The organism is Paenibacillus sp. BR2-3, assembly GCF_046529485.1.
In the GTDB taxonomy this organism is placed as follows: Bacteria; Bacillota; Bacilli; order Paenibacillales; family Paenibacillaceae; genus Paenibacillus_AQ.
In genome coordinates this window covers 3,005,307-3,021,765 of record NZ_CP126311.1, presented here as the reverse complement: position 1 = coordinate 3,021,765, position 16,459 = coordinate 3,005,307, and the positions used below count along the sequence as shown (strand labels likewise).

Here is a 16,459-nt window from a genome sequence, read left to right as displayed (position 1 = left end):
GCAATATATATAATTAATTTAGAAAAGAAAGCAAGAAGCAATATTGTTCCTAATACGGATGGGATGTAACATTTATTTAAGGCCAGACACAATCACTACAATGAATGGAAGTGATTTGTTGAATACTCGATCTTATCAAGAACTTCAAGAAAAATGGAAGGAAGACGATGGATATGTCTTGATTCGTGAAGCTGTTCCAAAGTTCTATGCCTTACGTTTCTCTTATTGGAGGGAACAATTGGACAGCCCGTTGTTGGAAGGAACTTTCAATCAACATCAATATATATGGGATATTCGAATGAGGCCATTAGTGTATTCTGCATTTTCAGAAGTGTTGAACAACTCCCGTCTTTGGGTAGATTTCTTCAATACTGAACCAGATGGCGTATTCGGTTTACTTGCGGTTAATAAGGTCCTTGGGAGTTTGAGATCCATAGAAAATAATCTTAGTACAACTTTCGAAGCGGACGTTGGAGATTTATTAATTATTGATTCACAGCGGTTTAGTGTACAGCAACTGAATGATTCGGACTGGCTGCGATTGCGTTATATTCCTGCCCAAGAGGAAAATCTTATCTTAACCAAACAACGGGAAGAACAATTTATTAAAGATCAAACAAAGCCGGTTTTTCTTAGCTCTTTAGGTCGAAAGCTGCTAGGCGTAGAAAGTTGGGAGTTACACAACTAACAATTTAAGGAGTGTGTCCATATGTGGGTAGTTCTAGGTTTGTTGATTTGGATCTTTCTCTGCGCAACAATACTGATATCAGCAAGTCTCGTTACCTCGTCTCATCCCATTAAGAATGTGAAGAATCAAATGAACCCCAGTGATCCTTTCGCATATTTATTCGAGGTATAGATCATCCTGAAGCTAATAATTGAATAGACTTTCAGAACAGCAAGATTGAGATTATATTAGCAAATAAGTTGATAGAATAGCAATTTTTTTACTGGAAATGAGCAATATATGTAATGTTAGAGTAAATCATGATATGTACAACGGTTCCCAGAATAGAGGCCTATAGTATTATAGTCGATTAAAGGAGGGAATAACGGACAGAGACCGAAATAGTTGTAGATGTTCTGTTTGTCTTTTTCTTCATCCTTTATATAGATGAGCAGAATTTCTTTATTGAATAAATGAATGAAGGAAGTGCTTATATGAAAGTTTTAATTTTTGGTGCGGGAGTAATCGGAAGCATTTACGGACAAGCATTAAGTGAATCCGGTACAGAAATCATTCATTATGTCAGACCCAATAAGAGTGAAAAATTACAGAATGGCTTAGTGCTCCAGATGCTCGATGGCAGAAAAAGAACACGTTCCATAAGCAAGCAGTATAAACCGAACCGATAATCAAAAAAAATCCGCAAGTCTCTCGATCATGGAGATATTGCGGATTTTTATCTGCAATGTCCGAATCGTTGAATTTCTTCGGGCTTAACGCTGCAGGCTTTGGCCGTTGGTAGCAATGACTTCCTTGTACCAGTGGAAAGATTTCTTGCGGTAACGCTCAAGGGTACCTGTATTGTCATCGTGGCGGTCCACATAAATGAAGCCATAACGTTTGCTGAGCTGTGCGGTAGAAGCACTCACCAGATCAATGCAGCCCCAAGTCGTATAGCCCATTACTTCAACGCCATCGTCGATCGCTTCACCTACCTGAACCAAGTGATCGTTCAAATATTCAATCCGGTAATCATCATCGACTGTAGGCTCGCCATTGTCACCCGTAATCAGCTCATCCTTGGCACCAAGTCCATTCTCTACGACAAACAGCGGCTTCTGGTAGCGGTCGTAGAACATGTTCATTACATAGCGCAGTCCTTGCGGATCGATCTGCCAGCCCCATTCACTGGCTTTCAGGTACGGATTGGCCACACCGCTGAACAGGTCGTCTTTGTTTTGTTTGCGTTTGCTGACGTCTGCAGTTTCACAGATGCTTACATAATAGCTGAAGGAGATAAAGTCTACTGTGTGCTTCAGAATCTCCGCATCGCCAGGCTCCATATGAATTTTAATGCCATGTTCTCTGAAGTAACGTTTCATGTAGCCAGGGTAAACGCCTCTCGCGTGCACATCGGCAAAGAAGTAGTTCTTGTGCTCGGTTTCCATTGCAGCAATGACATCATCCGGGTTTGGTGTGAGCGGATAGGTCGGCATGCTGAGAACCATACATCCAATTTTAGCCTGCGGATTAATCTCATGTCCGATTTTCACAGCCAGTGCACTTGCTACGAACTCGTGGTGAATGGCTTGATAGAGGTCCTGTTTGCTGAGCTCCTGCTTCGGAGTATAGATGCCGCCGCTCATGAATGGCTCTTCCAGAATGGAATTGATCTCATTAAAGGTCAGCCAATACTTTACTTTATCCTTATAGCGTGTGAATAGCGTTCTGGCATAACGCTCATAGAAGCCGACCAATTCACGGTTTACCCAGCCATTATAGTGCTTGGACAAATGCAGCGGTGTTTCGTAATGCGAAATGGTAACTAGCGGCTCAATGCCATATTTATGGCATTCGTCGAACAGATCGTCATAGAATTGCAGGCCTTGCTCATTGGGCTCGAGCTCATCGCCGTTCGGGAATATCCGTGACCAGGCAATGGAGGTACGGAATACCTTGAAGCCCATTTCGGCAAACAACTTGATATCTTCTTTATACCGGTGGTAAAAATCAATGCCGACCAGCTTCATATTATTTTCGGTAGGGACCTCGGTAATGGGGCCTCTGATTCCTTCCGGAGCAACGTCCTGGGTAGACCAGCCTTTGCCATCCTCATTATATGCGCCTTCACATTGGTTCGCCGCTACTGCGCCGCCCCATAAGAAACCTTCAGGAAATTTTACGCTCATACGTTATCCCGCCTTTTTATAGTTGTTGAATGATTTATGGTAAGCTAATATTATGACCTACAAGTGAATGCTAAATGTTGTAACGCGTTACATGTCAAGTATTTTTTTTGATATAAGGAGAAACATCATGTCGAATCTTGATCAAATTGCCAAGCTGTCTGGATTTTCCAAAGCAACCGTATCTAGAGTTCTGAATCACTCCCCCCATGTGAGTCAGCTGACAAGGGATAAAATTATGGCGATCATGAAGGAGCTGGACTACGTTCCCAATGGGAATGCCGTCTCCTTGTCCAAAGGGCAGACCTTGCAGATAGGGTTGTGTACGGAGGGCATCAATGAAGTGATGCTGCCTTTCCTGAACAGCTTCGTGGAAACGGCCAGTCAGAATGGATATCAGACGATTATCTATACTTCCGGTGGTGATTCGAAGAAAGAGCTGCGGGCTTTCGAGGATTTGAGGAGAAAAAGAGTGGATGCACTGGTCATTAGCACTTGTGTTAATGATCAAGCTTTGTTAGGCTCCTATTGCAAATATGGGCCTATAGTCTCCTGGCAGCGGATGGAACTCCCGGAGATTCCTACGGTCGCCATGAATCAATATGACGGATACATGCTGGGGCTCGAACATGTCATCGAACGAGGGTATACCCGCATTGCCAACGCATTCGGCAGGCCCAGCAGTATGAATACACTCAGCCGGTTCGTTGCTTATAAAGACATCATGAAAAAATACGAACTGCCTATAAACCCCCAGTGGTCGCCCACTGGCATCTATTCCATTCGTGAAGGTGAACAGCTGGTCCGGGATTTGCTGATGAATGCAAAAGAACGGCCCAATGCAATCCTGTGCTCCAATGATTTGGTGGCGGCAGGCATTCTGAGCGAAGCCCGCAGATTGCAGGTGAAGGTTCCGGAGGAATTAGCTGTCGTTGGCTTTGACAATACGGAGCTGGCACATACTTTGGGTATAACTTCCATTCATAATCCAATTGCCGCTCAGGCACAAAATGCTTTCAATCTGCTGCTTAGTAAGCTGAACCCCTCGGAAGTGGAAGGGGAACAGAAGAAGCTGCAGTACTGTCTGGTTAAGAGGGCGACTACGTGAGCTGTAAATTGTAAAAATGTAGAATTGCTTATTTTTGTTCTGCTGCGGTGCCATTCCGGTATTACATGAAGCAGGTTCATAACGTTGCTTTTGGGCAATGTTGTGAACCTGCTTTTTTCGATGATAAACCCAGTTCATTTTATATAGCGTATATTATTGTGCAGACGTTACAACAATAAACGGACCCAAAAACAATACAGTTTCCGTATAGCGTGATGTATTGTAGAGGCAGGGGAGGACAATAGGATGGTTTTAGATGAACGAAGTGCCAGCTTGCTGCGGTTATTACAACAATCATCCGTTGTGAACATGGCCGAGCTTGAATCACAAACCGGTCTGACTCGAAGACAACTCCAATATGGTATAGGCAAAGCCAATGACTGGCTGATATCCCATGGATACCGACCGATCGGCTTTGACCGAAAAGTTGGTTATTATTTGACTGATAAAATCGGGGAGGAGGAGTTGCCGGAAAAACTCACTAAACGCACTTATGTGTTTTCTGAGACGGATCGTGAAAGGGTATTCTATCTGATGCTTCTGCTCAGCCAAGAGCCACTGTCTGTCTATCACTTTCAATCCATTTCAGGTGTATCTCGCAATACCGTATTGAAAGATTTACAGAGGCTTAAGAAAAAAATGCAGCCGCGCCAGCTGCAAATTAAATATTCCAAGCAAGACGGCTACTTTATACAAGGCGACAGCAATAACAAAAGATATATGATCGAACAACTCATACACGATGTATTGCACAGTGCAAGCAACCATCTCATTATCCAATGCATATGGGGAGACCGCGAAGAACAAATTCTCTCGGTACAGATGCAATTGGAGCAGACGGAGAGGGAACTGGGGATTGCTTTTACGGATGAACGTCTCCAGGAACTGACTTACTTATTTGTCTGTACCGATCAGCTCATTGGAAAAGGCGAAACTCTGCACTCCAATTTTAGCTGGGAACCGCTCATTTCTACCAAGGAATACAAGATTGTCGAGCGGATGACGCAGAATAGCATGTTCCAATCGGTATGGAATCAAACGGAATGCCTGTATGCGACTTTACATTTACTCAGCATGAACCGAACGAGAGATATCTCACTTCTGCAAGAGGATAATGTGATACAGGAACTAATCCGGGAAATCGTGGACGAGTTCGAGCGGCTGGCGTGTGTAAATTTGCATGAAAAGGAATTGTTCTACCAGCAGCTTTACGTTCATTTTCGGCCTGCATATTACCGTATTCTGTATCGCAGCTCTCATATCAATACACTGAAAGAGCGAATTCAAAAGGTGTATCCCGAGCTGTATCATCTCACGAAAAAATCCTTGAAGCCGGTAGAACAAGCGATAGGCTATCCGGTTCCGCAAGGTGAAGTGGCGTACTTTACGACCCATTTCGGGGGATGGCTCCGCCGGCAGGGAACTACACTGGATGATCGGAAGCGTGCGATTGTAGTCTGCGCAAACGGGATTGGAATAAGCAATATTTTAGTCTATACCTTACGTGAATTGTTCCCTGATATTCTTTTCTTAGATGCTTTATCTGTTAGGGATGCGGCCAATTATGCCTTATCCTATGATCTAGTATTTTCAACAGTGCATTTAAGAACGAAAGCAACTCTGTTTGTAGTACCCCCTATTTTGGAGATGCAAGACAAGCAAAAGCTGCGTCAGCAAGTAATGCATGAATTGTACGGTTATACCACGCAGAACCTGGATGTTGAGATGTTGTTAAAAGTTATTTCTCAATACGCAACGATTCATGAACCTGGCCAACTTGAAAATGCTCTCCAATCCCATATCTACACGCATGCGCAAAAGACAAATAAACATTCCTTGGAGGGGGCAGAGAAACCAGTGTTGGAAGAATTAATCACAGCGCAAACGATTCAGTTTGTGTCCCGCGTTTCCGATTGGAGAGAAGGGATAAGAATCGCAGCGGGGCCTCTAGTTGAAATGGGGACCATTGAAGAAAGATATGTAGCGGCCATGATTGATTCAATAGAAGCGAACGGGCCATATGTTGTCATTACTCCAGGGGTAGCCATTCCCCATGCACGTCCTGATCAGGGCGTCCTGTCTCTATCCATGAGTCTGCTGAGACTGGATGAAGCGGTAGAGTTCAGCCCGAATAAACCGGTCCGGTTGATTATTGTATTGGCTGCTGCCGACAGGTCATCCCACTTGCGTGCTTTGGTGCAGTTATCGCAATTGCTTGGTGAACCGTCCAATATTGAAGATATTTTGCAGAGTCAGGATAAGTCAGTCATTTTGGATTACATTCATAAATATTCGAAGGAGGAAACAGTATGAAAAAGATTATGGTGGTTTGTGGAAACGGACTCGGTAGCAGCTTTATTATGGAGATCAACGTAAAGAAGGCATTGACGGAAATGGGCAAGACCGCAGAGGTCGATCATACCGATCTGACATCCGCCAGAACCGTGCAGGCCGATATTTTCCTCGGAGCAGCCGATATTATGGGACAACTGGATGATGGAAGCCGCACGATCGTTACCCTGGAAAATATGATGAGTATCCCGGAGATTACCTCCAAATTGCAACCGCATCTGGCATAAAAATTTATCCGAAAATGGGGAGGCTTATGATGTTAGAGCTGATAATGAAAGATATTCTGGGTACACCATCCATATTAGTAGGGCTTTTTGCTCTAATAGGATTGGTATTGCAACGCAAGTCTGCGGCCAATATCGTCTCCGGCACCTTAAAAACGATCATGGGCTTTGTGATTATTGGAGCAGGAGCAACGGTTCTGATTGGCGCGCTCGACATATTCAGTCAAATGTTTAATTATGCATTTAAAGTTTCGGGCGTTATCCCCAACAACGAAGCTATTGTAGCCGCTGCACAGAGCAGCTTTGGTACTTCCACGGCTCTTATTATGGTTTTTGGAATGATTGTTAATATCTTACTTGCCCGGTTTACGCCGCTAAAATATATCTTCTTAACCGGTCACCACACGTTGTTCATGGCTTGTTTAATTGCGGTTACTTTATCCGTTGGAGGACTGGAAGGCGTTTCGCTGATCCTGGTTGGCGCTATTCTTCTGGGACTGTGTATGGTCGTGTTTCCCGCTATACTGCAGCCGTTTGTACGGCAGATTACCGGAAGCGATGACTTTGCCATCGGCCATTTTGGCTCCATTGGATACTTCACCTCCGCGATGATCGGAAAAAGGTTCGGAAATAAGGAAAAAACAACAGAACAAATCAAAGTTCCGCAATCTCTTGGATTTCTGAGGGATACCTCAGTAGCTGTCTCCCTTACTATGGCGATCTTCTTTGTTGTCGTGGCCTTATTTGCGGGCCCGGAATACATTGAATCCGAGCTTTCGGGCGGTTCAAATTTCATTGTCTTCTCCTTAATGCAAGCGATCACATTTGCTGCCGGGGTATATATTATTCTCGCCGGCGTACGTATGCTGATTGCTGAAATTGTTCCTGCATTCAAGGGGATTGCTGAAAAAATTGCGCCAAATACAAAACCTGCGCTGGATATTCCAACTGTTTTTCCTTTTGCGCCCAATGCGGTAATTATCGGATTTCTGGCCAGCTTTGTAGCGGGGCTTCTGTCGATGTTCATTCTCCCTGTAGTGGGGTTAAGTGTAATTGTTCCCGGCTTGGTGCCGCATTTCTTCACTGGTGCCGGGGCAGGGGTGTTCGGAAATGCTACCGGCGGCAGACGCGGAGCGGTACTCGGCTCATTTGCCAACGGAATTATTATCAGTTTTCTGCCGGCCATTTTGCTGGTCTTCCTCGGCGATGTTGGTTTCAGCGGAACGACATTTGGTGACTCGGATTTTGGAGTCGTCGGCATAATTATTCTGGGAATTTTGAAGATATTTGGAGCATCTTGATGGGCAAATGGAGGAACTGAAAAGTGAATTTACATGATGAGCTTGCTATTAAAACGATTAGAACACTATCCATAGATGCCATAGAGAAGGCCAACTCCGGGCATCCGGGTTTGCCGATGGGAGCCGCTCCCATGGCCTATGAATTATGGGTGAAGCATATGAATCATAATCCCGGGAATCCAAAGTGGTTCAACAGGGACAGGTTTGTATTATCTGCCGGGCACGGGTCGATGTTATTGTACAGCTTGCTGCATTTATCTGGATACGATCTGCCCATAGAAGAGATCAAGAACTTCCGTCAATGGGGCAGCAAAACACCGGGGCATCCCGAGTTCGGACACACTCCCGGTGTTGAAGCTACTACTGGACCTCTGGGACAAGGGATTGCTATGGCCGTCGGAATGGCAATGGCGGAACGTCATTTGGCAGCAACCTATAATAAAGAGGGCTACGAAGTGGTTAACCACTTCACATACACCCTCTGCGGTGATGGAGATCTAATGGAAGGCGTATCCGGTGAAGCGGCTTCGCTCGCGGCTCACCTGAAGTTGGGACGTCTTGTGGTGTTATATGACTCCAACGACATTTGTCTCGATGGGGAATTAAAGCACGCTTTCTCTGAAAGCGTGGAACAACGCTTCCATGCCTACGGATGGCAAGTCATCCGTGTAGAAGACGGAAATGATCTGGAGAGCATCGGTAAAGCGATTGAGCAAGCAAAGGAAGATTTGAACCGTCCCACTTTAATTGAAGTCAAAACAGTTATTGGATACGGATCGCCAAACTTTGCAGGAACATCCAATGTGCACGGTGCACCCTTGGGAATAGAGGAAACAAGATTAACCAAAGAGGCCTATCAATGGACGTTCGAAGAAGATTTCCATGTCCCTGAAGAGGTATACAGCCATTTCCGCTCCCTTGTAACCGAGGCGGGACAACAGAAGGAAGAAGAGTGGAAGGCCTTGTATGCTGCCTATCGGCAGGAATACCCTGAGCTGTCAGGACAACTGGATGATTCCATTCAAGGCCGCCTGCCCGCAGATTGGACAGAGAGTTTGCCGTCCTATGATGTTGGAACGAGCCTGGCTTCACGTGCATCTTCCAGTGAAGCCCTAAACGCCATTGCCAAAGCGGTTCCGCAATTTTTTGGCGGCTCTGCCGACTTGGCGAGCTCCAACAAAACAACGTTAAAAGACGCCGGTGATTTTTTCGCCTCTCATTACGCCGGGCGCAACATTTGGTTTGGTGTGCGGGAGTTTGCCATGGGGGCAGCCTTAAATGGAATGGCGCTTCACGGAGGTCTCAAGGTATTCGGTGGTACTTTCTTTGTTTTCTCCGACTACCTGCGTCCGGCGATCCGCCTGGCAGCCCTGATGAATTTGCCTGTCACGTACGTGTTCACACATGACAGCATTGCGGTAGGTGAGGACGGTCCTACCCACCAGCCCGTTGAGCAACTGGCTTCGCTAAGGGCAATGCCCAATATTAGCGTCATCCGTCCGGCGGATGGCAATGAAACCGTGGCCGCTTGGCGAATCGCCATGGAATCCACCGAAACACCGACAGCATTGATCCTGTCACGCCAGAATCTTCTTACGATTCCCGGGACAAAGGAACGGGCCTACGAAGGTGTCCGAAAGGGCGCTTATGTAGTAGCTGGCACCGAAACAGAAACTCCACAGGCACTTATATTGGCGACGGGTTCTGAGGTACAGCTGGCGCTGGAAGCCCGGAGTGAACTAGCAAAAGAAAATATTGCTGTATCCGTAATCAGCTTCCCGTCGTGGGACCGGTTCGAGGCCCAGTCCAGGGAATACCGGGACTCGATTCTTCCGGCATCGGTAAAGGCCCGGTTAGCCATCGAAATGGGCTCTTCCCTGGGATGGGACCGTTATGTAGGCCCCGATGGTGAAGTTCTGGCAATTCACAGCTTCGGCGCGTCGGGTGCTGAATCCAGAGTCTTGAAGGAATACGGATTTAGCGTGGAAAATGTGGTAGCGAAAGTGAAGGGGTTATTGGATAGGTTAGGATAGTTATTAAAAGAAGCAGAGAATCGGCTGTGATTGTTTAAATACTTGTACCGGAGTTTTGTGGGCGCTTGTAAGGGAACAAGAACATAGACCTTTTGGAATCCGCGCTTAGCGCGGATTTTTCTATTTTATTGGTACAAGAACTTGTCCCGTTAGCAGAATCGCTTTTTTGGGCTTACCCATCACCCGCAGGTTTCCTAGAACGTCCATTACCTGACGCCGCGACTACGTCTGCCCCTAGCCAATGGCAGTTCCCCTTACTAATGTGCCCTGTGCTCGATAAAGGGCTAGGTCTTGAGCTCCGTGTCCACTTTACATATATCAGTACCCGTAAATGGACTTGACAATAGTGTTGCTTAGGTATAAATTGTTACTTGAGTAACACATAATGAGTAAAGAGGCGATCCCATGAACTTATTGAACAAAGTTGCGGCTGCTATTGCTGCCAGAGCGACCTGGAAGAGAGCCATTATTCTATTTGTCTTAACGTACACCGTTTACTTTTTCATGTTAGGTTTGACGATTCCTGCAGTGGAAGAGTACGCAAATGGTATGATGATTTTCGATCTTAAGCCATTTGGTTATACCTTCAGCTATGCCGAAACTTTGATCAATAATCTTGGTGAAGAGGGGATATCGGTTTATTTGACACGCCAGCTTCCGTTGGACTTCCTTTATCCTGGTTGCATGGGCTTGACTGGAGCCGCTTTCATTGCTTTACTTGTAAGAAAAAAGATACGGAACGCTTCCTATATTATCTGCTTGCCTTTAATAGCTGGATTCATGGACTACATGGAGAATGTAATGATTATAATTATGTTACGACAGTCTGCTGAACTTTCCATTTGGGCAGCGTCCGCAGCGAGTATTTTTACTGTATTAAAAAGCGTGTTATCTACTGCGTATTATGTTGTATTGTTGTTCTTGTTGGTTGTACGGTTTATTCAAATTATTAAGCATAAGTCAGGTGGCCATTTTGGACAATAATTTTACACTTCGTGAACGGAAAAAGATTCAAACCATGGTGTCCATTTTAGATGCATTCCTTATCTCCCTGGAGCTTCGTCCTTTTCATGAAATCGGAGTGGAGGATGTATGTGAACAAGCAAGTATTTCAAAAATGACCTTTTTCCGATACTTCAGCTCCAAAGAAGAGGTACTGGATTATTTTGTACTGCGCTGGTGCTGCCAGCGCAGTATTGAGGTCCAGGCAGGTACGTATCAAGGCGAGGAAGGAATCCGCCATGTGTTTCAATCCGCTTCAGAAATTCCTAGCGCGTCCAAAATTCTCGTGGCTCTGTTGCAGTATTATTCTAAGTTGAAGGAGCCTCCCGTCAAAAAAGACTTAATGGCGTATGAGCGTTATCTCATCTCGGGGAACAATGTGAATAGCTTAGAGGTGCAAATTCTCCCTCTGCGTGACATTCTATTCCATTATGCAAATGAAACAGATGTCACTGATGTCCTTAGACCTGATTTCGTCGATCACTTGCTGACGTTGTTTTACGGTATTCCATTTCAGGTTTATACGGGTATGATAGGAACAGCATCATTATCGGACGCTTACCAGACCCATCTTGACTTAATGTTTGCATTAACACGGCCAACTGGAGTGAATTAAACTCATCTTGCGTCCGCTGATCAATAGAGGGTGAGTGAAGTCTGGATTTAAGCACGCAGCATGAAAAGTAGACGGCTATCCCTGAAAAGCTAGTTAAGGGATAGCCGTCTACTTTTGTTTTAAAGGTAAAGGTACCTTGAAAATATGGGCGGCGATTTGTGATCTAGTCGCAAATCCTCTCTAACAATGTTCCCAATTGTTCAGCTAAGGCTTGATGTGGGATTGGCATTTCATTCGTAAACCACCATTCCATTACTCCTACATACGCCGTTGCCACAAATCTAACGGTAAGATCTTTATTTAACCCCTGGTTTTTTCCTTTCGTCACATCCACCTCATTCAGAAATTCTTCAACCAGAAACTCAACGAACCGATTTCGAAAGTAAGGGGCTCCTTTACTTGCTAACATCATTGAAAAAAAGGTGTAATTACTTTCAAGGTATTCAGTCCAGATCAGCGACCCGCTTATAAAATCCATATCAGCTGCCGCTTCGCACCTTTGCCGGAGTTCGTTGATATGGGTTTCTATGAGCTTGTCCAGTAAATCGTATTTATCCATATAATGAAGATAGATCGTTCCTCGGCTAACATTTGCCCTGTCGGATAGATCCTGTAAAGTAATATCATCGAAATTTTTTTCAGACATTAGTTCAATAATGGCTTTCTTTAATGCTTCTTGCGTTTTGAGTATTCTTCGATCTACTTTAGACATCCGATGTCACCAGACTTTCTTAAGATAATAAACAATTGCGTAAATCCTGTACATATTTATAATTATAGACAATAGTTCATTAATTTATCAATAGTTATTATTAATTGAAATATTGGGTGTTGACTTGGAGTTAACTCCAGAGTGTAGACTTCTTTATGTAGCTTATCCAATAAAAAACAGAGGAGGGATTGTCGAATGGACTATGTAAAGCTCGGACGTACCGGTTTGGACGTTTCACGAATCTGCCTTGGCTGCATGAGTTATGGAGTACCCGAACGCGGAAATGCACCATGGTCGCTGAATGAAGAGGAAAGCAGACCCTTTATTAAAAGAGCGCTTGAACTAGGCATTAACTTCTTCGATACGGCGAATATGTACTCTGATGGAACAAGCGAGGAGATTGCCGGACGTGCACTTATGGAATTCGCCCGCCGTGAGGAGGTTGTCATCGCGACAAAGGTGCGCTTCCGTATGCACCCCGGCCCAAATGGAGAGGGATTATCCCGTAAGGCCATCATGACTGAAATTGATAACAGTCTTAAACGACTGGGCACGGATTACGTCGATCTGTACCAGATTCACCGCTGGGATTACACGACACCCATTGAAGAGACAATGGAGGCGCTCCATGATGTCGTCAAGGCGGGCAAGGCAAGGTATATCGGAGCATCCTCGATGTATGCTTGGCAGTTCCTGAAGGCGCAGCATGTCGCCGAACAGAGCGGTTGGACAAAGTTTGTCTCCATGCAGAATCACTTGAATTTACTGTATCGGGAAGAAGAGAGGGAGATGCTGCCGCTTTGCCGCGAAGAGGGAATTGGCGTCATCCCCTGGAGTCCGCTTGCGAAGGGCCTCTTGACCCGGGATTGGGATGAGAAGACAGCCCGGTCCGAGAACGACGAAGTCAGAAAAGCGTTTTATTCGAGAATGGCCGATGCTGATCGCAAGGTCGTGGAGAGAGTGGCTGAAGTTGCCGCCAAACGCGGCATTCCTCGCGCGCAAGTCGCGCTGGCGTGGCTGTTGCAAAAGGAGCCGGTAACCGCACCGATCGTCGGTGCAACCAAGCCTCACCATCTGGAGGATGCCGTTGCAGCATTGTCGGTGAAGCTGGATGCAGATGAAATTGCAAGCCTTGAGGAGCCATATGTCCCGCATCCGGTTGCAGGCATCTAAGCTGGATTTTTCCGGAGATAATTAACATTATGGATTGGTTTGTCTAGTAATAAACAAATTGCGTTCATTTAACAATTGTAAGCACCCTGGATTTCCGTATAATAATAAACAGTGATTCATTAATGAATTAACATTCATTATTTATGCCTTACTTATCAGAAACTAAGGAGTGGAGAAAAAATGTGTAAAACCCATGTACTAAGTGTTCCAAGTGCAAAAGCACCATTTGAAAAGACAACGATTGAGCGTAGAGGTTTACGATCAAACGACATCTTAATCGATATCAAGTTTTGTGGCATCTGCCACTCCGATATTCACAACGCTTTTGATGAATGGGGAGGCGGAATCTTCCCAATGGTTCCTGGTCATGAAATGGCCGGAGTCGTAACAGCAGTCGGAACAGAAGTTACAAAATTCGCTGTCGGCGATCGAGTTGGCGTCGGCTGCTTTGTTGACTCCTGCGGAGAATGTGAATACTGCCTTGTTGGTGAGGAGCAATTTTGTACGAAAGGTGTTATCAACTCGTATAATTCATATGACTACAACGGTGATCTAACATACGGCGGATACAGCCAAAAAATCGTTGTAAAGGAAGAGTTTGTTGTCCGCATTCCGGACAGTCTGGAATTGGATGTGGCAAGCCCGCTATTATGCGCAGGCATCACCACTTACTCTCCTTTGAAAAAATGGAACGCCGGCCCAGGCAAAAAGGTTGCTATTGTGGGTATGGGCGGTCTCGGCCACCTGGCGGTTCAATATGCGCATGCCATGGGTGCTGAAGTAACGGTCCTCAGCCAATCCATGAGTAAGAAAAGTGAGTCTCTGGAGTTCGGTGCAGATCATTACTATGCAACCAGCGATTCCGCTACATTTACTGAATTGGCGGGTCGTTTTGACCTTATTTTAAATACAGTATCTTCGAATCTAAATGTAGATGCCTATTTATCTATGCTTCGTGTAGACGGAACGCTTGTAAATGTCGGCGCTCCAAGCGAACCGGACAAGTATCATGTATTTTCCTTAATCCTGAGCCGCCGCAGCATTGCCGGTTCACTTGTTGGCGGAATTCGGGAAACCCAAGAGATGCTCGATTTCTCCGCGGAGCACGGCATTGCCCCTAAAATTGAAGTGATTGATGCAGAACAAGTAGACGAAGCGTATGAGCGTATTCTCCGTAGTGATGTGCGTTATCGATTTGTCATTGACATGTCTACTTTGTAATTGCTAAAAATCTTTTCTACCATCTTGCTGTAATGAAAGATGGGTTAGCCAAAGCAAATTGGTTGACCCATCTTTTGTTTAGTGAAGTCGAAAAGCAGGGGAGAATCAAATCTGAAAAAAAGAAATTCGGAGCAGTATAGTTGATCGGAGGACTTTATTTGGCTCAGCAAGCTTTAGCAGCAAAAAAGTTATTTACGAACCGGGATTTATCCATATTATTTTTGCCACTGATCATAGAGCAGTTTTTAGAATTTCTGGTGGGATTAGCGGACTCCATCATGGTAGCATATGTGAGTGAAGCAGCCGTTTTCGGAGTGTCTTTAGTGGATTTTGTCATGGCATTGCTCATTAGTTTGTTCGCAGCTCTTGCTACCGGAGGTGCAGTCATTGCAGGTCAGTATATGGACAGATCACAGATGAAGTACGCAGGGAAGCGAATACTTACCTGATGATTACAGTCTTATCCATTCCGTTTCTTGCACTATATAATGCAGGAGCTGCGATATTCCGTACGATGGGTAATTCAAAACTGCCCATGAAGGTGATGCTGGCGATGAACATAGCGCACGCAGCTGGCAATGCGGTCCTCATTTACGGCTTCCACTTTGGTACTGCAGGTGTTGCCATACCGACTTTGATATCACGTATTGCGGCTGCGGTTATAATTATCACATTGGCTTTTAACCAGAATCAATCCATATATATAAAGAAAAGTTTAAAACACAAATTTAACTGGTCAATGATTCGAAAGATATTAAGCATTGGTGCTCCATATGGATTGGAGAATGGTCTGTTCTATCTGGGAAGAATTATTGTTCTAAGTCTTGTTGCATCCTTTGGTACTGCAGCCATTGCAGCAAATGCGGTGTCAGGCACGATTGTTATGTTTCAAGTGCTGCCGGGTATAGCCATTGGTCTTGGTTTGACTGTAGTGATCTCAAGATGTGTCGGCGCAGGAGACTATGAACAGGCGAAATATTATACAAAAAAGATTATGGGCATTGTGTATGTGACACATGTAATAAGCTGTGCATTGGTGCTTGCTTTACTCCCGGTCATATTAAAAGTCTATGGATTATCCGAAGCCGCAACATCACTCACGACACAGATTGTTTGGTGGCATGCAGCATTCACCCTATTCATTTGGCCGCTGGGCTACACCTTACCTGTGACATTCCGTTCATCTGGAGATGCCAAATTCCCAATGATTGTCGGAATGTTGACCATGTTTCTCTGCCGTATCGCCTTGGCGTATTTCCTGGGGATTTATCTTGATATGGGAATGTTTGGAACATGGATAGCTATGTTTATGGACTGGATTGTCAAGGCAATCCTCTTTCTTCACCGGTATATAAGCGGAAAGTGGACTAAGTTTCATGCCATTTAACAAAAAATTTATATACGAGGAGAATAAATATGAATAGACCCAATTTGTCTGAAAGTGTAATCTTTCCAAAAGGAGAGAAAATTACGAATGACTATTTCAGAGGGGCGGCATGGCTTGAGATGCTGGTCACTAATGACAGCACTTTGAATTGCCCGATAGGCAATGTAACTTTTGAACCAGGCGCAAGAAATAATTGGCATATACATCCAGGCGGCCAAATTCTGCTTGTTACCGGCGGCAAAGGATATTATCAGGAAGATGGCAAACCGGTAACGGAGCTTCATGAAGGAGATGTAGTAAAAATCCTCCCAGATGTGAAACATTGGCATGGTGCGTCACCGGATAGCTGGTTTACACATATTGCGATAAGTACTAATGTTCAAAATGGAGACACCGAGTGGCTTGAACCTGTAACGGATGAAGAATATAACCATTTAGTATAATTTAAAGTTATCACATATTATTTCGGAAACTGGG

Annotated in this window: 15 protein-coding genes and 1 pseudogene; 14 read left to right on the top strand and 2 right to left on the bottom strand. The window is 44.9% G+C overall.

Annotated elements, in window-relative coordinates:
* Positions 1-100: 100 nt before the first annotated feature.
* Positions 101-688: a hypothetical protein gene (locus tag PaeBR_RS14290; protein ID WP_410511245.1), complete on the top strand. Its 588-nt coding sequence runs from the start codon at positions 101-103 to the stop codon at positions 686-688.
* 473 nt (positions 689-1,161) lie between these two features.
* A complete protein-coding gene (locus PaeBR_RS14285; protein WP_410511244.1) occupies positions 1,162-1,356 on the top strand; it encodes a ketopantoate reductase family protein in 195 nt (64 codons plus the stop codon).
* 84 nt (positions 1,357-1,440) lie between these two features.
* Here PaeBR_RS14285 and PaeBR_RS14280 read toward each other — a convergent pair whose 3' ends face one another.
* Positions 1,441-2,856 carry a glycoside hydrolase family 1 protein gene (locus PaeBR_RS14280; RefSeq protein WP_410511243.1) on the bottom strand — a complete coding sequence of 472 codons (1,416 nt, stop codon included), beginning with the start codon at positions 2,854-2,856 and terminating at the stop codon, positions 1,441-1,443.
* A gap of 127 nt (positions 2,857-2,983) precedes the next feature.
* On the opposite strand from PaeBR_RS14280, the gene PaeBR_RS14275 reads away from it, so the two are divergent.
* The 7 genes from PaeBR_RS14275 to PaeBR_RS14245 all read left to right on the top strand — a co-directional run bounded on the left by PaeBR_RS14275 (position 2,984) and on the right by PaeBR_RS14245 (position 11,489).
* Positions 2,984-3,961, top strand: coding sequence for a LacI family DNA-binding transcriptional regulator (locus PaeBR_RS14275; protein ID WP_410511242.1), 978 nt, complete (start codon positions 2,984-2,986; stop codon positions 3,959-3,961).
* A gap of 246 nt (positions 3,962-4,207) precedes the next feature.
* Complete coding sequence (locus tag PaeBR_RS14270; protein WP_410511241.1) at positions 4,208-6,274, top strand: BglG family transcription antiterminator; 2,067 nt, start codon at positions 4,208-4,210, stop codon at positions 6,272-6,274.
* Positions 6,271-6,540 carry a PTS sugar transporter subunit IIB gene (locus PaeBR_RS14265; RefSeq protein ID WP_410511240.1) on the top strand — a complete coding sequence of 90 codons (270 nt, stop codon included), beginning with the start codon at positions 6,271-6,273 and terminating at the stop codon, positions 6,538-6,540. Before PaeBR_RS14270 ends, PaeBR_RS14265 begins: the two co-directional genes overlap by 4 nt.
* Positions 6,541-6,569: 29 nt before the next feature.
* A complete protein-coding gene (locus tag PaeBR_RS14260) occupies positions 6,570-7,838 on the top strand; it encodes a PTS ascorbate transporter subunit IIC (RefSeq protein ID WP_410511239.1) in 1,269 nt (422 codons plus the stop codon).
* Positions 7,839-7,861: 23 nt separating this feature from the next.
* A complete protein-coding gene (gene tkt, locus PaeBR_RS14255) occupies positions 7,862-9,871 on the top strand; it encodes a transketolase (RefSeq protein WP_410511238.1) in 2,010 nt (669 codons plus the stop codon).
* Between the two features lie 405 nt (positions 9,872-10,276).
* Positions 10,277-10,855 (top strand): hypothetical protein, encoded by a 579-nt coding sequence (locus PaeBR_RS14250; protein WP_410511237.1) that lies wholly within the window; start codon positions 10,277-10,279, stop codon positions 10,853-10,855.
* Positions 10,845-11,489 carry a TetR/AcrR family transcriptional regulator gene (locus PaeBR_RS14245; protein ID WP_410511236.1) on the top strand — a complete coding sequence of 215 codons (645 nt, stop codon included), beginning with the start codon at positions 10,845-10,847 and terminating at the stop codon, positions 11,487-11,489. The genes PaeBR_RS14250 and PaeBR_RS14245 overlap by 11 nt, the downstream gene beginning before the upstream one ends.
* A gap of 163 nt (positions 11,490-11,652) precedes the next feature.
* On the opposite strand, the gene PaeBR_RS14240 is transcribed toward PaeBR_RS14245, so the two are convergent.
* Positions 11,653-12,201, bottom strand: a complete 549-nt coding sequence (locus PaeBR_RS14240; RefSeq protein ID WP_410511235.1) for a TetR/AcrR family transcriptional regulator — start codon at positions 12,199-12,201, stop codon at positions 11,653-11,655.
* A gap of 195 nt (positions 12,202-12,396) precedes the next feature.
* On the opposite strand from PaeBR_RS14240, the gene PaeBR_RS14235 reads away from it, so the two are divergent.
* The 5 genes and pseudogenes from PaeBR_RS14235 (at position 12,397) to PaeBR_RS14215 (ending at position 16,425) form a co-directional block, all read left to right on the top strand.
* A complete protein-coding gene (locus PaeBR_RS14235) occupies positions 12,397-13,374 on the top strand; it encodes an aldo/keto reductase (RefSeq protein WP_410511234.1) in 978 nt (325 codons plus the stop codon).
* Between the two features lie 180 nt (positions 13,375-13,554).
* Complete coding sequence (locus PaeBR_RS14230) at positions 13,555-14,595, top strand: NAD(P)-dependent alcohol dehydrogenase (protein ID WP_410511233.1); 1,041 nt, start codon at positions 13,555-13,557, stop codon at positions 14,593-14,595.
* Positions 14,596-14,873: 278 nt separating this feature from the next.
* A pseudogene (locus PaeBR_RS14225) lies at positions 14,874-15,115 on the top strand (MATE family efflux transporter); the annotation flags it as partial.
* Positions 15,110-15,982, top strand: coding sequence for an MATE family efflux transporter (locus PaeBR_RS14220; protein ID WP_410515186.1), 873 nt, complete (start codon positions 15,110-15,112; stop codon positions 15,980-15,982). The pseudogene PaeBR_RS14225 and the gene PaeBR_RS14220, both read left to right, overlap by 6 nt.
* Positions 15,983-16,011: 29 nt before the next feature.
* On the top strand, positions 16,012-16,425 hold the full coding sequence (locus PaeBR_RS14215; RefSeq protein ID WP_410511232.1) for a cupin domain-containing protein: 414 nt from the start codon (positions 16,012-16,014) through the stop codon (positions 16,423-16,425).
* Positions 16,426-16,459 lie beyond the last annotated feature (34 nt).

Coding starts and splice junctions, on each gene's coding strand:
- PaeBR_RS14260 (WP_410511239.1), top strand. CDS start 6,570: ATGTTAGAGCTGATAATGAAAGATATTCTGGGTACACCATCCATATTA.
- PaeBR_RS14280 (WP_410511243.1), bottom strand. CDS start 2,856: ATGAGCGTAAAATTTCCTGAAGGTTTCTTATGGGGCGGCGCAGTAGCG.
- PaeBR_RS14230 (WP_410511233.1), top strand. CDS start 13,555: ATGTGTAAAACCCATGTACTAAGTGTTCCAAGTGCAAAAGCACCATTT.
- PaeBR_RS14250 (WP_410511237.1), top strand. CDS start 10,277: ATGAACTTATTGAACAAAGTTGCGGCTGCTATTGCTGCCAGAGCGACC.
- PaeBR_RS14290 (WP_410511245.1), top strand. CDS start 101: ATGAATGGAAGTGATTTGTTGAATACTCGATCTTATCAAGAACTTCAA.
- PaeBR_RS14220 (WP_410515186.1), top strand. CDS start 15,110: ATGGGTAATTCAAAACTGCCCATGAAGGTGATGCTGGCGATGAACATA.
- PaeBR_RS14235 (WP_410511234.1), top strand. CDS start 12,397: ATGGACTATGTAAAGCTCGGACGTACCGGTTTGGACGTTTCACGAATC.
- PaeBR_RS14240 (WP_410511235.1), bottom strand. CDS start 12,201: ATGTCTAAAGTAGATCGAAGAATACTCAAAACGCAAGAAGCATTAAAG.
- PaeBR_RS14215 (WP_410511232.1), top strand. CDS start 16,012: ATGAATAGACCCAATTTGTCTGAAAGTGTAATCTTTCCAAAAGGAGAG.
- PaeBR_RS14275 (WP_410511242.1), top strand. CDS start 2,984: ATGTCGAATCTTGATCAAATTGCCAAGCTGTCTGGATTTTCCAAAGCA.
- PaeBR_RS14270 (WP_410511241.1), top strand. CDS start 4,208: ATGGTTTTAGATGAACGAAGTGCCAGCTTGCTGCGGTTATTACAACAA.
- PaeBR_RS14285 (WP_410511244.1), top strand. CDS start 1,162: ATGAAAGTTTTAATTTTTGGTGCGGGAGTAATCGGAAGCATTTACGGA.
- PaeBR_RS14265 (WP_410511240.1), top strand. CDS start 6,271: ATGAAAAAGATTATGGTGGTTTGTGGAAACGGACTCGGTAGCAGCTTT.